Origin of the sequence: Pseudomonas sp. GD04015 (assembly GCF_029837675.1) — a bacterium.
Classification (GTDB): Bacteria; Pseudomonadota; Gammaproteobacteria; order Pseudomonadales; family Pseudomonadaceae; genus Aquipseudomonas; species Aquipseudomonas paralcaligenes.
In genome coordinates this window covers 73,838-87,301 of the sequence record NZ_JAOEEE010000011.1, presented here as the reverse complement: position 1 = coordinate 87,301, position 13,464 = coordinate 73,838, and the positions used below count along the sequence as shown (strand labels likewise).

General features: G+C 69.3%; 13 protein-coding genes. 9 read left to right on the top strand and 4 right to left on the bottom strand.

The window, feature by feature from the left end; genetic code table 11:
• The first annotated feature begins 6 nt into the window (after window positions 1-6).
• Together N7640_RS12125 and N7640_RS12120 are read left to right on the top strand one after the other, a co-directional pair.
• Complete coding sequence (locus N7640_RS12125) at window positions 7-1,110, top strand: mannuronate-specific alginate lyase (RefSeq protein ID WP_279904483.1); 1,104 nt, start codon at window positions 7-9, stop codon at window positions 1,108-1,110.
• Window positions 1,111-1,191: 81 nt separating this feature from the next.
• Window positions 1,192-2,634, top strand: coding sequence for a mannose-1-phosphate guanylyltransferase/mannose-6-phosphate isomerase (locus N7640_RS12120; RefSeq protein WP_220816003.1), 1,443 nt, complete (start codon window positions 1,192-1,194; stop codon window positions 2,632-2,634).
• Window positions 2,635-2,739: 105 nt separating this feature from the next.
• Here N7640_RS12120 and acnA read toward each other — a convergent pair whose 3' ends face one another.
• Window positions 2,740-5,481, bottom strand: a complete 2,742-nt coding sequence (gene acnA / locus N7640_RS12115; protein ID WP_279904482.1) for an aconitate hydratase AcnA — start codon at window positions 5,479-5,481, stop codon at window positions 2,740-2,742.
• 130 nt (window positions 5,482-5,611) lie between these two features.
• Here acnA and rlmM point away from each other — a divergent pair, with 130 nt between their 5' ends.
• Window positions 5,612-6,661, top strand: coding sequence for a 23S rRNA (cytidine(2498)-2'-O)-methyltransferase RlmM (rlmM, locus tag N7640_RS12110; protein ID WP_279904481.1), 1,050 nt, complete (start codon window positions 5,612-5,614; stop codon window positions 6,659-6,661).
• A 147-nt stretch (window positions 6,662-6,808) separates the two neighbouring features.
• On the opposite strand, the gene N7640_RS12105 is transcribed toward rlmM, so the two are convergent.
• On the bottom strand, window positions 6,809-7,159 hold the full coding sequence (locus tag N7640_RS12105) for a helix-turn-helix transcriptional regulator (protein WP_279904479.1): 351 nt from the start codon (window positions 7,157-7,159) through the stop codon (window positions 6,809-6,811).
• 235 nt (window positions 7,160-7,394) lie between these two features.
• Between N7640_RS12105 and N7640_RS12100 the strand changes: the two genes are divergently transcribed.
• The 3 genes from N7640_RS12100 (at window position 7,395) to tusA (ending at window position 8,962) form a co-directional block, all read left to right on the top strand.
• The gene (locus N7640_RS12100) at window positions 7,395-8,063 is read left to right on the top strand and encodes a hypothetical protein (protein ID WP_279904478.1); all 669 of its coding nucleotides are present in this window, start codon (window positions 7,395-7,397) and stop codon (window positions 8,061-8,063) included.
• Window positions 8,060-8,602 carry a FlgO family outer membrane protein gene (locus N7640_RS12095; RefSeq protein ID WP_220815998.1) on the top strand — a complete coding sequence of 181 codons (543 nt, stop codon included), beginning with the start codon at window positions 8,060-8,062 and terminating at the stop codon, window positions 8,600-8,602. Before N7640_RS12100 ends, N7640_RS12095 begins: the two co-directional genes overlap by 4 nt.
• Before the next feature lie 108 nt (window positions 8,603-8,710).
• Window positions 8,711-8,962, top strand: a complete 252-nt coding sequence (gene tusA, locus N7640_RS12090) for a sulfurtransferase TusA (RefSeq protein ID WP_220815997.1) — start codon at window positions 8,711-8,713, stop codon at window positions 8,960-8,962.
• A gap of 63 nt (window positions 8,963-9,025) precedes the next feature.
• Here tusA and N7640_RS12085 read toward each other — a convergent pair whose 3' ends face one another.
• Window positions 9,026-10,393 carry an MATE family efflux transporter gene (locus N7640_RS12085; protein ID WP_279904477.1) on the bottom strand — a complete coding sequence of 456 codons (1,368 nt, stop codon included), beginning with the start codon at window positions 10,391-10,393 and terminating at the stop codon, window positions 9,026-9,028.
• 124 nt (window positions 10,394-10,517) lie between these two features.
• Between N7640_RS12085 and pdxB the strand changes: the two genes are divergently transcribed.
• The gene (pdxB, locus tag N7640_RS12080) at window positions 10,518-11,648 is read left to right on the top strand and encodes a 4-phosphoerythronate dehydrogenase PdxB (protein ID WP_279904476.1); all 1,131 of its coding nucleotides are present in this window, start codon (window positions 10,518-10,520) and stop codon (window positions 11,646-11,648) included.
• Window positions 11,649-11,651: 3 nt separating this feature from the next.
• On the opposite strand, the gene N7640_RS12075 is transcribed toward pdxB, so the two are convergent.
• Window positions 11,652-11,825 (bottom strand): PA1571 family protein, encoded by a 174-nt coding sequence (locus N7640_RS12075; protein ID WP_279904475.1) that lies wholly within the window; start codon window positions 11,823-11,825, stop codon window positions 11,652-11,654.
• Window positions 11,826-11,938: 113 nt separating this feature from the next.
• On the opposite strand from N7640_RS12075, the gene N7640_RS12070 reads away from it, so the two are divergent.
• Window positions 11,939-13,051, top strand: coding sequence for an ATP-NAD kinase family protein (locus tag N7640_RS12070; protein ID WP_279904474.1), 1,113 nt, complete (start codon window positions 11,939-11,941; stop codon window positions 13,049-13,051).
• Between the two features lie 13 nt (window positions 13,052-13,064).
• Window positions 13,065-13,463 carry a GFA family protein gene (locus N7640_RS12065; RefSeq protein ID WP_220814513.1) on the top strand — a complete coding sequence of 133 codons (399 nt, stop codon included), beginning with the start codon at window positions 13,065-13,067 and terminating at the stop codon, window positions 13,461-13,463.
• Window position 13,464 lies beyond the last annotated feature (1 nt).

Sequence of the window (13,464 nt, the reverse complement as noted above, 5' to 3'; positions counted from 1 at the left end):
ATGCCGATGCGTTCGATGCTGTCCGCCGCGGTGCTTGGCGCACTGCTGGCGGGCTGCTCGCCGAGCCACGACGGTGGCTCGACGGGCAGCGCCACGCTGGTGGCGCCCACCGGCTACTACCGTGCCGCACCGGAGGCACAGGGCAAGTCGCGGGCCTGCGAGGCGCCGCCGCCGGCCTACACCGGCAGGCTGGACTTCCCCAGCAAGTACCAGGGTTCCGACAAGGCCCGCGACAAGCTCAACCCCGCGGCGGAGCAGCGCTACCTCAAGCTGACCGACGACATGCGCGACATGGAGAAGGGCGTCAACCGCATGGTCGGCCGCTACTTCAAGTACGGCCGGCAGCAGGAAGCGGACTGCGCCATGACCTGGCTGGAGAACTGGGCCGACGCCGGCGCGCTGCTCAGCGAGGAGTACAACCACACCGGCATGTCGGTGCGCAAATGGACCCTCGGCAGCCTGGCCGGCGCCTACCTGCGGCTGAAGTTCTCCACCTCCCGGCCACTGGCCGGGCAGGCCGAGCAGAGCCGGAAGGTGGAGGCCTGGTTCGGCCGGCTCGCCGACAAGGTGGTGGCCGACTGGAACGCCTACCCCAGGGAGCGCAGCAACAACCACAACTACTGGGCGGCCTGGTCGGTGATGGCCACCGCCGTGATCCTCGACCGGCGCGACCTGTTCGACTGGTCGGTGGAGCAGTACCGCCACGGGGTCGAGCAGATCACCGCCGACGGCTACCTGCCGCGCGAGCTGGTGCGCGAGACCCGCGCGCTGTCCTACCACAACTACAGCATCGCGCCGTTGCTGATGGTGTCGGCCTTCGCCAACGCCAACGGCCTCGATCTGCGCGGCGAGAACGACGGCGCCATGCAGCGCCTGGTGCAGAAGGTGGAGGCCGGCCTGCGCGACCCCGCCATATTCCAAGAGAAGACCGGCCGCCGGCAGGAAGAGATCGACCTGCGCCAGAGCAGCCGTTACGCCTGGCTGGAGCCGTACTGCGCGCTGTACCGCTGCTCGGACAGCACGCAGCAGTGGCGGCGATCCATCGAACCGCTGAGCACCTACCGGCTCGGCGGCGACCTGACCCAGCTGTTTTCCGGGCAACTGCCTTGAGTTTGGTCCTGATGTACCTGCCCGGCCGCGCACCCGCGCGGTGCGGGACGACACAACAGACATTGAATGGAGAATGACGACATGATCCCGGTAATCCTCTCTGGTGGTAGCGGTTCCCGCCTCTGGCCCCTGTCCCGCAAGCTGTACCCCAAGCAGTTCCTCGCCCTCACCGGCGAACTGTCCCTGTTCCAGCAGACCCTGCAGCGCCTCAGCTTCGAGGGCATGCAGAAACCGGCCGTGGTGTGCAACGTCGAGCACCGCTTCATCGTCAACGAGCAGCTCGACAGGATCGGCGGCTCGACCCAGGCCATGCTGCTCGAACCCTTCGGCCGCAACACCGCCCCGGCGGTGGCCATGGCTGCGCTGCAGATGATCGCCGAGGGCCGCGACGAGCTGCTGCTGGTGCTGCCGGCGGACCACGTGATCGATGACGAACTGGCCCTGCGCAAGGCGCTGGAGCTGGCCCGCGTCGCCGCCGAGGAGGGCGAGATGGTGCTGTTCGGCATTCCCGCCCACAGCCCGGAGACCGGCTTCGGCTACATCAAGGCGACCCGCGGCGAGGACGGCGACGACCTGGTGCCGGGCGCCTTCCGCGTCCAGCAGTTCGTCGAGAAGCCGGATCACGAGCGCGCCGCCGAGTTCGTGCGCAGCGGCGGCTACTACTGGAACAGCGGCATGTTCCTGTTCCGCGCCAGCCGCTACCTGGACGAGCTGCGCACCCACGAGCCGGACATCTACGACACCTGCGTGCTGGCCCTGGAGCGCAGCAAGGCGGGCAACGGCGTGCTGACCATCGACGCCGGCACCTTCGAGTGCTGCCCGGACAACTCCATCGACTACGCGGTGATGGAGAAGACCAGCCGCGCTTGCGTGGTGCCGCTGGCCGCCGGCTGGAACGACGTCGGCTCCTGGTCCTCGCTGTGGGACGTGCAGGAGAAGGACAGCGACGGCAACGTGCTCAAGGGCGACGTGGTCACCCACAACAGCCACAACAGCTTCGTGCACGGCACATCCAAGCTGGTCACCCTGATCGGCATGGACGACGTGGTGGTGGTGGAGACCAAGGACGCCGTGATGATCGCTCACAAGAGCGCGGTGCAGGACGTCAAGAAGCTGGTCAACACCCTGGACGCCAGGAACCGCCAGGAGACCCAGAGCCACTGCGCCGTCTACCGCCCCTGGGGCAGCTACGACTCGGTGGACAACGGCCACCGCCACCAGGTCAAGCACATCACCGTGCGCCCCGGTGCGCAGCTGTCGCTGCAGATGCACCACCACCGCGCCGAGCACTGGATCGTGGTGTCCGGCACCGCCCAGGTGACCTGCGACGACAAGACCTTCCTGCTCACCGAGAACCAGTCCACCTACATCCCCATCGCCTCGGTGCACCGCCTGGCGAACCCCGGCAAGATCCCGCTGGAGATCATCGAGGTGCAGTCCGGCAGCTACCTGGGCGAGGACGACATCGAACGCCTGGAAGACGTCTACGGGCGGACCCCGGCGCAGACGGCCACGGTCGGCTGAAAGTAGGGCGGGTGAAACCCGCGTGTGCTCGCGCGCGGGTTTCACCCGCCCTACGCACCAGGAAACGTCCGCACGGTAGGGTGCGCCGTGCGCACCGTTGCCCGGCTACCCCTTCAGCAACTGGCGCAGCACGTAGTGCAGGATGCCGCCGGCCTTGAAGTATTCCACCTCGTTCTGGGTATCGATGCGGCACAGCACCTCGACCTGCTGGCGCTTGTCGTCGTCGCCCCGGATATCCAGGGTCAGGGTCATGTGCGGGCGCAGCTCGACGTTGTCCAGGCCGAGGATGTCGACCCGCTCGCGGCCGGTCAGGCCCAGGCCCTTGCGGTCCTGGCCCGGCTGGAACTGCAGCGGCAGCACGCCCATGCCCACCAGGTTGGAGCGGTGGATGCGCTCGAAGCTCTCCGCGATCACCGCCTTGACCCCGAGCAGGTTGGTGCCCTTGGCCGCCCAGTCGCGAGAGGAGCCGGTGCCGTATTCCTTGCCGGCGAAGATCACCAGCGGCACGCCCTCGGCCTGGTAGCGCATGGCCGCGTCGTAGATCGCCAGCTTCTCGCCGCTCGGCACATAGAGGGTGTTGCCGCCTTCCTCGCCGCCGAGCATTTCGTTGCGGATGCGGATGTTGGCGAAGGTGCCGCGCATCATCACCTCGTGGTTGCCGCGCCGCGAGCCGTAGGAGTTGAAGTCCACCGGCGCCACCCCGTGCTCGCTGAGGTAGCGGCCGGCCGGGCTGTCCTGCTTGATGTTGCCGGCGGGGGAGATGTGGTCGGTGGTCACCGAGTCGCCGAGCAGGGCCAGCACATGGGCGCCGTGGACGTCGCCGACCTTAGGCGGCGCCCCGGCGATGCCCTCGAAGAAGGGCGGATGCTGGATGTAGGTGGAGTCCGCCTGCCACTCGTAGGTGGCTGCCTGGGGCACGGCGATGGCCTGCCACTGGGCGTCGCCAGCGAACACCTCGGCGTATTCCCGGCGGAACATCGCCGTGTCCACCTTGGCCACGGCCTCGGCGATCTCCCGCTGGCTCGGCCAGATGTCCTTGAGGTACACCGGGTTGCCCTCGCTATCGTCGCCGAGCGGGTCCTCGGTGAGGTTGACCCGCACGCTGCCGGCCAGGGCGTAGGCCACCACCAGCGGCGGCGAGGCCAGCCAGTTGGTCTTCACCAGCGGGTGGACCCGGCCCTCGAAGTTGCGGTTGCCGGATAGCACCGAGGCCACCGTCAGGTCGCCCTGCTGGATGGCCTTCTCGATCGGTTCGAGCAGCGGCCCGGAGTTGCCGATGCAGGTGGTGCAGCCGTAGCCGACCAGGTCGAAGCCGAGCTGGTCCAGGTAGGGCGTCAGGCCGGCCGCCTGGAAGTACTCGGTCACCACCTTGGAGCCCGGCGCCAGCGAACTCTTGACCCAGGGCTTGCGCTGCAGGCCCTTTTCCACCGCCTTCTTCGCCAGCAGGCCGGCGGCCATCATCACGCTTGGGTTGGAGGTGTTGGTGCAGGACGTGATCGCGGCGATCACCACGGCGCCGTGCTTGAGCCGGTAGGTGCTGCCCTCGTAGCGGTACTCGGCCTCGCCGACCTGGGCGGCGTTGCCGACCGCCACGCCGCCGCCGCCCTCGCTGAGCAGGCGGCCTTCCTCCTGTGCCGGCGGCTTGAGCTGCAGGTCGATCAGGCCGTCGAAGGCATGCGGCACATCGGGCAGCAGGACCCGGTCCTGGGGCCGCTTGGGCCCGGCCAGGCTGGCCTCGACCTCGCCCAGGTCCAGCTCCAGGCTGTCGCTGAACAGCGGCTCGTGGCCGGGCTCGCGCCACAGGCCCTGGGCCTTGGCGTAGGCCTCGACCAGCTGCACGCTGTCCTCGGGGCGGCCGGACAGGCGCAGGTAGCCGAGGGTGATGTCGTCCACCGGGAAGAAGCCGCAGGTGGCGCCGTATTCCGGCGCCATGTTGGCGATGGTGGCGCGGTCGGCCAGGGGCAGGTCGGCCAGGCCGTCGCCGTAGAACTCGACAAATTTCCCCACCACGCCCTTCTTGCGCAGCATCTGGGTCACGGTCAGCACCAGGTCGGTGGCGGTGATGCCCTCGCGCAGCCGGCCGCTGAGCTTGAAGCCGATCACCTCGGGAATCAGCATCGACACCGGCTGGCCGAGCATGGCCGCCTCCGCCTCGATGCCGCCCACGCCCCAGCCCAGCACGCCCAGGCCGTTGATCATGGTGGTGTGCGAGTCGGTGCCCACCAGGGTGTCGGGGAAGGCCCACACGGCGCCGTCCTCTTCCTTGGTCCAGACGGTGCGGGCCAGGTACTCCAGGTTGACCTGGTGGCAGATGCCGGTGCCCGGCGGCACCACCCGGAAATTGTCGAAGGCGTTCTGGCCCCAGCGCAGGAAGGCGTAGCGCTCGCCGTTGCGCTGCATCTCGATGTCGACGTTGGCGGCGAAGGCGGCGGGGGAGGCGTAGCGGTCGACCATCACCGAGTGGTCGATCACCAGGTCCACCGGCGACAGCGGGTTGATCTTCTGCGGGTCGCCGCCGGCCTCGGCCATGGCCGCGCGCATGGCGGCCAGGTCGACCACCGCCGGCACGCCGGTGAAGTCCTGCATCAGCACCCGCGCGGGGCGGTACTGGATCTCGTGTTCGGAACTGCGCTGCCCCAGCCAGTCGATCATGGCGTGGATGTCCGCGGCGTTCACGGTGACGTCGTCCTCGAAGCGCAGCAGGTTTTCCAGCAGCACCTTGAGCGACATGGGCAACTTGTCGATGTCGCCGAGGCGTCTGGCCGCCTCCGGCAGGCTGTAATAGTGGTAGGTCTTGGCGCCCACCTTCAGTTCACGACGGCAACTCAGGCTATCCAGGGAGGACATGGCGGCTCTCCTGCTCGGTTGAACTTCTGAAACTAGACCGTCAGGTCAGCTCCTGCCACTGGTCTGGACCGGCAGAGCGAGCCCGGGGTTCCCGACTTCGCTATCATGCGCGGCTTGAGGAGAACCGCCGATGAACACCGTACTATTGCACTGCCGCCCCGGCTTCGAGGGCGAGGTCTGCGCCGAGATCAGCGACCACGCCGCGCGCCTGAACGTGGCCGGCTATGCCAAGTCCAGGCCGAACAGCGCCCACGCCGAACTCATCTGCCTGGAGCCCGGCGGCGCCGAGCGCCTGATGCAGGGCCTGCGTTTCGGCCGGCTGATCTTCCCGCGCCAGTGGGCCCGCGGCGACTACCTGGGGTTGCCGGAGAGCGACCGCATCGGCGTGCTGCTGGAGGCGCTGGCCGACTACCCGGTGTGCGGCGGCCTGTGGCTGGAGGTGTTCGATACCAACGAGGGCAAGGAGCTGTCGAATTTCTGCAAGAAGTTCGAGGGGCCGCTGCGCAAGGCGCTGGAGAAGGCCGGCAGGCTGGTGGAGGACGCGGGCAAGCCGCGCCTGCTGCTGACCTTCAAGAGCGGCCGCGAGGTGTTCCTCGGCCTGGCCGAGGCCGGCAACCTGGCGCCCTGGCCGATGGGCATCCCGCGCCTGAAGTTCCCGCGCGAGGCGCCCAGCCGCTCGACCCTCAAGCTGGAGGAGGCCTGGCACTTCTTCATCCCCCGCGAGCAGTGGGCCACGCGCCTGTCGGACGAGATGACCGGCGTCGACCTGGGCGCCGCCCCCGGCGGCTGGACCTACCAGCTGGTCAGGCGCGGCATGCTGGTCACCGCCATCGACAACGGCCCGATGGCCGAGAGCCTGATGGACACCGGCCTGGTCACCCACCTGATGGTCGACGGCTTCACCTGGAAGCCCAGACAGCCAGTGGACTGGATGGTCTGCGACATCGTCGAGAAGCCGGCGCGCACCACGGCGATGGTCGAGACCTGGATCGGCGAGGGCCACTGCCGCGAGGCGGTGGTCAACCTCAAGTTGCCGATGAAGCAGCGCTACGCCGAGGTGTGCAAGCTGCTGCAGCGCCTGGAGGATGCCTTCGCCGCACGGCGGATCAAGGTGTCCATCGCCTGCAAGCAGCTGTACCACGACCGCGAAGAGGTCACCTGCCACCTGCGCCGGCTGTAGCCGCGCCACTTCGGCTGTACGCCCTGTGTAGGAGCGGCCTTGGCCGCGAGCTTCTGGCTGTTGCTCCTGCGTGGCCCGGATAAAAGCTCGCGGCCAAGGCCGCTCCCACACCCCATCCCATACCCCGACCCGCCGCGTGGCGGGGGCTCAGGGCTGCCTGCGCCGCCTGGTGGTGAGGCGGCAGAACCGGGTCAGGGTCTCGAGGGCGAAGGCGCGCTCCTCCTCGTGCAGGGAGTCGAGCATCGCCTGCAGCGCGCTGGCTTCGCCATGGGCGCCCGGCGCCCCGTCCTCGGCGAAGAATTCGCTGAGGGACACCCCGAATATCTCGCACAGCCGCTGGATGGTCGCCAGGGAAGGCAGGCTGACGCCCCGCTCGAAGCGGGAGATGGTGATCGGGTCCACTTCCAGTGCCAGTGAGAGTTGCTCCTGCGTGATGCCCAGCGCGGCGCGGTGCCTTGCGATGGTCTTGCCTACGGTAGCTGCGAGTTTCTGGCGCACGGGTAAACCTAATTTGTCATGTCCAAATCCATGCGCGAAATGATTGAGCGTTCACAATCCTTCCGTTAGGCTTCAATATGTCTAGGTAATTAGATGATCTAATATGCCTAGTGCTGTATCTGGAGTCCGATCGGGGAAGTCGTGGGGGAGGCTTTGCACGGCAGGCCTGCGAGAGGTCCAGACGGCGCCGAATGGCCAGCGGGGGCAGCCCGCGTCTCTCATCCAAGGATCGACTATGCAAAGAACAATCATCACGGGCCTGCTCATGGGGAGCGCGGTGCTGAGCGGTTGCACGCGCTACGCGGAAGCGCCGCAGCCGACCCACTTTCCCAGCCAGGAGCAGCAGAAGCTGCAGGCGGCTTCCCACTGGCAGCTGATCGCCGAGGATGCGGCCACGCAACTGATCAAGTCCCTGCCCGACGGCGCGCCGCTGCATGTGCGCCAGGGCGCCGGGCAGAGCCCTTTCGAGCAGGCGTTCACCACCCAGCTGGTGGGCATCCTCAGTGCTTCGGGGCACCCCGTGATGAAGACGGCGGACCGGCCGGGTACCCTGCTGGTGGAGGTCTCCGCCAATCCGCTGCGCTTCTCCCAAGGCCGCCAGAAGCCACGGGCGGCCGGCGAGCTGACCACGCTGGCGGGCGGGCTGTGGGTGCTGCGCAATCTCTACAGCAACGTGTCGCCGGGCGCGGCCATGATGGGCGGCGCGGTCGCCCTGGACGCGGCCAACTGGTTCGGCTCCAGGTACGCCGCCGAGGTGCCGCAGAGCGAGCTGATCGTGACCACCAGTGTGTCCAGCGACGAGCGCTACTACGCCCAGACCAGCACCGCCTACTACACCACCGACGCGGACTGGGGGTTGTACGCCCGCAGCGCCGTCCTGCCGGTCAAGGAGGACAGCCGATGAGACGTTCCCTGCTGGTTTCGCTGTTGGCGCTGAGCCTGCTTGGCACGGCCGGCTGCGCCCCGACGGAGAAGGGGCCGAGCTACGCGGCCGCGCGCAGCAACCCCTTCATCCCCACCAACCACCAGGCGGCCGACGCCCTGCTGGCGCAGATGCCCGGCGGTGGCGGCACCATGATCATCGCCACGCTGGTCAACATCGACGCCCTGGAAAACTCGTCCACCCTGGGTCGGCTGATCTCCGAGCAGATCTCCGCGCGCTTCACCCAGGCCGGCTATCGCATGGTGGAGATGAAGTTCCGCAACAACGTCTACATGTCCCAGAGCCAGGGCGAGCTGATGCTGACGCGGGAAATCCACGAACTGGCCAGTTCCTACTCGGCCCAGGCGGTGGTGGTGGGCACCTACGGCGAAAGCAAGGACTACGTCTTCGTCAACCTGAAGGTGATCCAGCCGAACACCAACGTGATCCTCGCGGTGCACGACTACGCGCTGCCGATCGACGGCAACGTCCGCACCATGCTGCGCAACCGGCGCTACTGAGCCGCGCACGGCCGCCCGCTTCCGTGGCGGAGGCGGGCGGGCCGGCGGCAGAGGTGGTCCGGCGGGCGGCTTTGCGTGACAATACGCGCCTGTCTGCGGAGCCCTACCATGTCCAACCCGAAGAGCCTGGCCCCCGATGCCATCCTCGACGCCACCGGCCTGTTCTGTCCCGAGCCGGTGATGATGCTGCACAACAAGGTGCGCGACCTGCCGGCCGGCGGCCTGCTCCAGGTGCTCGCCACCGACCCCTCGACCAAGCGCGACATTCCCAAGTTCTGCCTGTTCCTCGGCCACGAGCTGCTGGAGCAGGGCGAGGATGGCGGCACCTACCAGTACTGGATTCGCAAGAAGCTCGATTGATCTCCCGGCGCCGTGCATCACCCGCGTAGGGCGGGTGCAACCCGCGTCACCACCGCCCGCCGATCACGCGCGAATGTGCCGGCGCGCGCTGCGCTGCAGGCGGATGCCGAGCAGCACGGCGGCGCAGGTCAGGCCGACCACCAGGCCCTGCCACAGCCCCTTGGGCCCGGAGGGCTCGCCGAACAGGTCGCTCAGCCCCAGCGCGTAACCCACCGGCAGGCCGATGCCCCAGTAGGCGAACAGGGTGAAGACCATGGTTGCGCGGGTGTCCTGGTAGCCGCGCAGGGCGCCGGCCGCGGTCACCTGGATGGCGTCGGAGAACTGGAACAGCGCGGAATACACGATCAGCCCGCCGGCGATGACGATCACTTCCGGGGCCGAGGTGTAGATCTGCGCGATCTCGTGGCGCAGGGCGAACATCAGGCTCGCCGACAGGCAGGCATAGCCCAGCGCCGTGCCCATCGCCACCCCTGCCGAGAAGCGCGCGTCGCGCGGCTGGCCGCGGCCCAGCGCCTGGCCGACCCGCACCGTGGCGGCCATGCCCAGGGAATAGGGGATCATGAACACCAGCGAGCTGAAGTTCAGGGCGATCTGGTGGCCGGCCACCACCGTGGCGCCCAGCCCGCCGATCAGCAGGGCGATCACCGAGAAGATGCTCGCCTCGGCGAAGATCGACACGCCGATGGGCACGCCGATCGACAGCAGGCGCTTGATTACCGGCCACTGCGGCCGGTCGAAGCTGCGGAACAGCTGGCTGGCCTGGTAGTAGGGCGCGCGGCGCATCCACCACAGCAGGGCCAGCAGCATCATCCACATGACGATGCCGCTGGCCCAGCCGCAGCCCACGCCGCCGAGGGCCGGCATGCCGAGATGGCCGTAGATCAGCACGTAGTTGAGCGGGATGTTCAGCAGCAGCCCGCCGATGCCGATGATCATGCTCGGCCGGGTGCGGCCGAGGCCGTCGCTGAAGCAGCGCAGCACCTGGTAGATGGCGACCGCGGGGAAGCCGAAGGCGATGCCGTGCAGGTAGCGCATGGACATGTCGGTCAGCTCCGGCTCGACCTGCATCAGGCGCAGCACCGGCGTGGCGTTCCACAGCAGGGCGGCGCAGCAGCAGCCGATCACCAGCCCCAGCCACAGGGCCTGGCGCACCAGCGGGCCGATCTCGCCGTGGTTGCCGGCGCCGAAGCGCTGCGCCACCTTGGGCGTGGTGGCCAGCAGCAGGCCGGTCATCAGCAGGTACACCGGCACCCACAGCGAGTTGCCCAGGGCCACGGCGGCGAGGTCCCGCGGGCTGACGCGGCCGGCCATCACGGCGTCGACGAAGCCCATGGCGGTGTGCGCCAGCTGGGCGATGATGATCGGTGTCGCCAGCGACAGCAGGGCGCGCAGTTCGGCCAGGGCGCGGGCGGGGCGGGATAGGGCGGGCATGGGAGGTCCGGCGGGCGGTGCGAAAAGGCGCGCTAGTCTAGCCCTGTCCCCCTGGTCAGAAAAGCGCGGTTTACCGGGACGAGCGCAGAGCGCCTAGAATGGCGGCTCGTGATTGGAGTGCTCCATGCAGATAGTCGCCGACGAAAACATCCCGCTGCTCGACGAATTCTTCTCCGCCTTCGGCCCGATCGCCCGCCATCCCGGCCGTGGCATCGACCGCGCCGCCCTGTGCGACGCCGAGGTGCTGCTGGTGCGCTCGGTGACCCGGGTCGACCGCACCCTGCTGGAGGGCAGCCGGGTGCGCTTCGTCGGTACCTGCACCATCGGCACCGACCATCTCGACCTCGATTATTTCGCCGAGGCCGGCATCGCCTGGTCCAGCGCCCCCGGCTGCAACGCCCGGGGCGTGGTGGACTACGTGCTGGGCTGCCTGCTGGCACTGGCCGAGACCACCGGCAGGCCGCTGGCCGGGCTGCGCTACGGCGTGCTCGGCGCCGGCCAGGTCGGCGGCCGCCTGGTGCAGGTGCTGCGCGGCCTGGGCTGGCCGGTGCTGGTCTGCGACCCGCCACGCCAGGCCGCCGAGGGTGGCGACTTCGTCGATCTGGCGACCATCCTGCGCGAATGCGATGTGATCAGCCTGCACACGCCGCTGGACGCCGGCACCCGCCACCTGCTCGGCGCCGAGCAACTGCACGCACTGCGGCCGGGCGCCTGGCTGATCAACGCCAGCCGCGGCCCGGTGGTGGACAACGCGGCGCTCAAGGCCCACCTGCGCGCGGGTGCCGATCTGCAGGTGGCGCTGGACGTGTGGGAGGGCGAGCCGCTGGCCGACCCCGAGCTGGCCGCGCTGTGCCGCATCGCCACCCCGCATATCGCCGGCTACAGCTTGGACGGCAAGCTGCGCGGCACCGCGCAGATCTACCGCGCCTACTGCGCGGCGATGGGGCTGGAGGAGCGGGTGCGGCTGGCCGACCTGCTGCCGCCGGCCTGGCTGGAGGCCATGGCCCTGCACACCGGGGCGAGCTCCGAGTGGGCGCTGGCGAGCCTGTGCCGGGCGGTGTACGACCCGCGCCGCGACGATGCCGACTTCCGCCGCTCGCTGGTGGGCGACGCGGCGCAGCGCAAGGCGGCCTTCGACGCGCTGCGCAAGCACTATCCCTATCGCCGCGAGATCGACGGCCTGCGCGTGCGCCTGGACGGCGAGGCGCCACGCCTGGCGGAGCTGGTCAGGGCGCTGGGCTGCGAGCTGTCTTGAGCGTCAGGCCTGGCGAGCCGCCTGCCAGCGCCGCTCCAGTTCGCGACAGGCCTGCTGGATCATCTGCTCGGTGATGGGGATTTCCCGGCCCTCGGCGTCGATGACGGAGCCGCCCACCGGCTGCTGCGGATCGAGCGGGGCGAAGCGGGGTTGCGGGGACTGCTGTTGTGCGTTCATGAGCGTTCTCCAGGCTGTGAAGGCAGTCTAGAAAGGGCAGATGAAGGCGCCGTGACAGCGGACGCGAGAGGTTCTTTCGGCGCGGCCAAGGGCGCGCCTCGATTGGAGTGGCTATGAGTGTTTTCCATCTGGGCCTGATCATCAACCCGCTGGCCGGCCTCGGCGGACCGGCGGCGCTCAAGGGCAGCGACGGCGTGGCCGCCGAGGCCCTGGCCCGTGGCGCCGAGCCGCGCGCGGCGGAGCGCACGCGCATCGCCCTGGAGTGTCTGCGGCCGGTGGCCGGGCGCCTGGCGTTCATCACCTTTCCCGGCGCCATGGGCGCCGACCTGCTGGGCGAGCTGGGCTACGCCCACCGGGTGCTCGGCAGCCTGGGGGCGGGGCCGACCACCGCCGAGGACACCCGCGCCGCCGTGCGCGCCCTGCAGGACGCCGGTTGCGCGCTGATCCTGTTCGCCGGCGGCGACGGCACGGCCCGCGACGTGTGCGCGGCGGCGCGGGAGGACCAGCCGGTGCTCGGCATCCCCGCGGGGGTCAAGATCCACTCCGGGGTCTACGCGATCAGCCCGCGAGCGGCCGGCCAGATAGCCCTGAGGCTGGTCGAGGGCGGCCTGGTGCGCCTGTCCAGCGGCGAGGTGCGCGACCTCGACGAGGCGGCGCTGCGCGACGGCCGGCTCAGTGCCCGCTGGTACGGCGAGCTGTGCGTGCCGGTGGAGGGCGAGTTCATGCAGCACGTCAAGCAGGCCGGCATGGAGTCCGAGGAGCTGGTGCTGGTGGACCTGGCCGACTGGCTGCGGGAAAGCTGGGAGGAGGGTGTGCGCTACGTGTTCGGCCCTGGCTCGACCCTGCACGGCCTGGCGCAGAACCTGGGCCTGGAGACCACCCTGCTGGGCGTCGACGTGATCGAGGACGGCGCGGTGATCGCCCGCGACGTGACCGAGGCCCAGCTGTTCGAGCTGGTCGACGGCTATCCTGCGCGCCTGCTGGTCACCGCCATCGGCGGCCAGGGGCATATCATCGGCCGCGGCAACCAGCAGATCAGCCCGCGGGTGCTGCGCGCCATCGGCCTCGACCACCTGCGGGTGGTGGCCACCAAGCGCAAGCTCGGCACCCTGGAAGGGCGCCCGCTGCTGGTGGACAGCGGCGATCCGGCGCTGGACGACGCCTTCCCCGATGCCGTGCGGGTGTGGGCGGGCTACAAGGAAGAACTGCTCTATCCATTGGCCTGACCGGGAGAAAACCATGCACCAGGGAAGCTGCCTGTGCGGCGACGTCCGCTACCAGATCGAGGGCGAGCTGCCGCCCATCCAGCTGTGCCACTGTGGCCAGTGCCGGCGCGCGCAGGGCACGCCGTTCGCCAGCAACATCCCGGTCGCGGAGGCGTCCTTCCGCCTGCTCGGCGGCGCCGAGCGGCTGCAGGCGTTCGAGTCCTCGCCGGGCAAGCAGCGGGTGTTCTGCTCGCGCTGCGGCTCGCCGATCTACAGCCGCACCAGCAAGCTGCCGGGCGTGCTGCGCATCCGCGCCGGCAGCCTGGAGGGCGAGGTCGCCAGCCGGCCCGGCTGGCACATCTACGCCGACTCCCGGGCCAACTGGTGGGAGCTGCACGACGACCTGCCGCGCTACGCCGAACGTAAGGAGTGAC

Coding starts and splice junctions, on each gene's coding strand:
- acnA (WP_279904482.1), bottom strand. CDS start 5,481: ATGTCCTCCCTGGATAGCCTGAGTTGCCGTCGTGAACTGAAGGTGGGC.
- N7640_RS12095 (WP_220815998.1), top strand. CDS start 8,060: ATGAGACGTTCCCTGCTGGTTTCGCTGTTGGCGCTGAGCCTGCTTGGC.
- N7640_RS12070 (WP_279904474.1), top strand. CDS start 11,939: ATGAGTGTTTTCCATCTGGGCCTGATCATCAACCCGCTGGCCGGCCTC.
- N7640_RS12065 (WP_220814513.1), top strand. CDS start 13,065: ATGCACCAGGGAAGCTGCCTGTGCGGCGACGTCCGCTACCAGATCGAG.
- N7640_RS12085 (WP_279904477.1), bottom strand. CDS start 10,393: ATGCCCGCCCTATCCCGCCCCGCCCGCGCCCTGGCCGAACTGCGCGCC.
- tusA (WP_220815997.1), top strand. CDS start 8,711: ATGTCCAACCCGAAGAGCCTGGCCCCCGATGCCATCCTCGACGCCACC.
- N7640_RS12120 (WP_220816003.1), top strand. CDS start 1,192: ATGATCCCGGTAATCCTCTCTGGTGGTAGCGGTTCCCGCCTCTGGCCC.
- N7640_RS12075 (WP_279904475.1), bottom strand. CDS start 11,825: ATGAACGCACAACAGCAGTCCCCGCAACCCCGCTTCGCCCCGCTCGAT.
- rlmM (WP_279904481.1), top strand. CDS start 5,612: ATGAACACCGTACTATTGCACTGCCGCCCCGGCTTCGAGGGCGAGGTC.
- N7640_RS12125 (WP_279904483.1), top strand. CDS start 7: ATGCGTTCGATGCTGTCCGCCGCGGTGCTTGGCGCACTGCTGGCGGGC.
- pdxB (WP_279904476.1), top strand. CDS start 10,518: ATGCAGATAGTCGCCGACGAAAACATCCCGCTGCTCGACGAATTCTTC.
- N7640_RS12100 (WP_279904478.1), top strand. CDS start 7,395: ATGCAAAGAACAATCATCACGGGCCTGCTCATGGGGAGCGCGGTGCTG.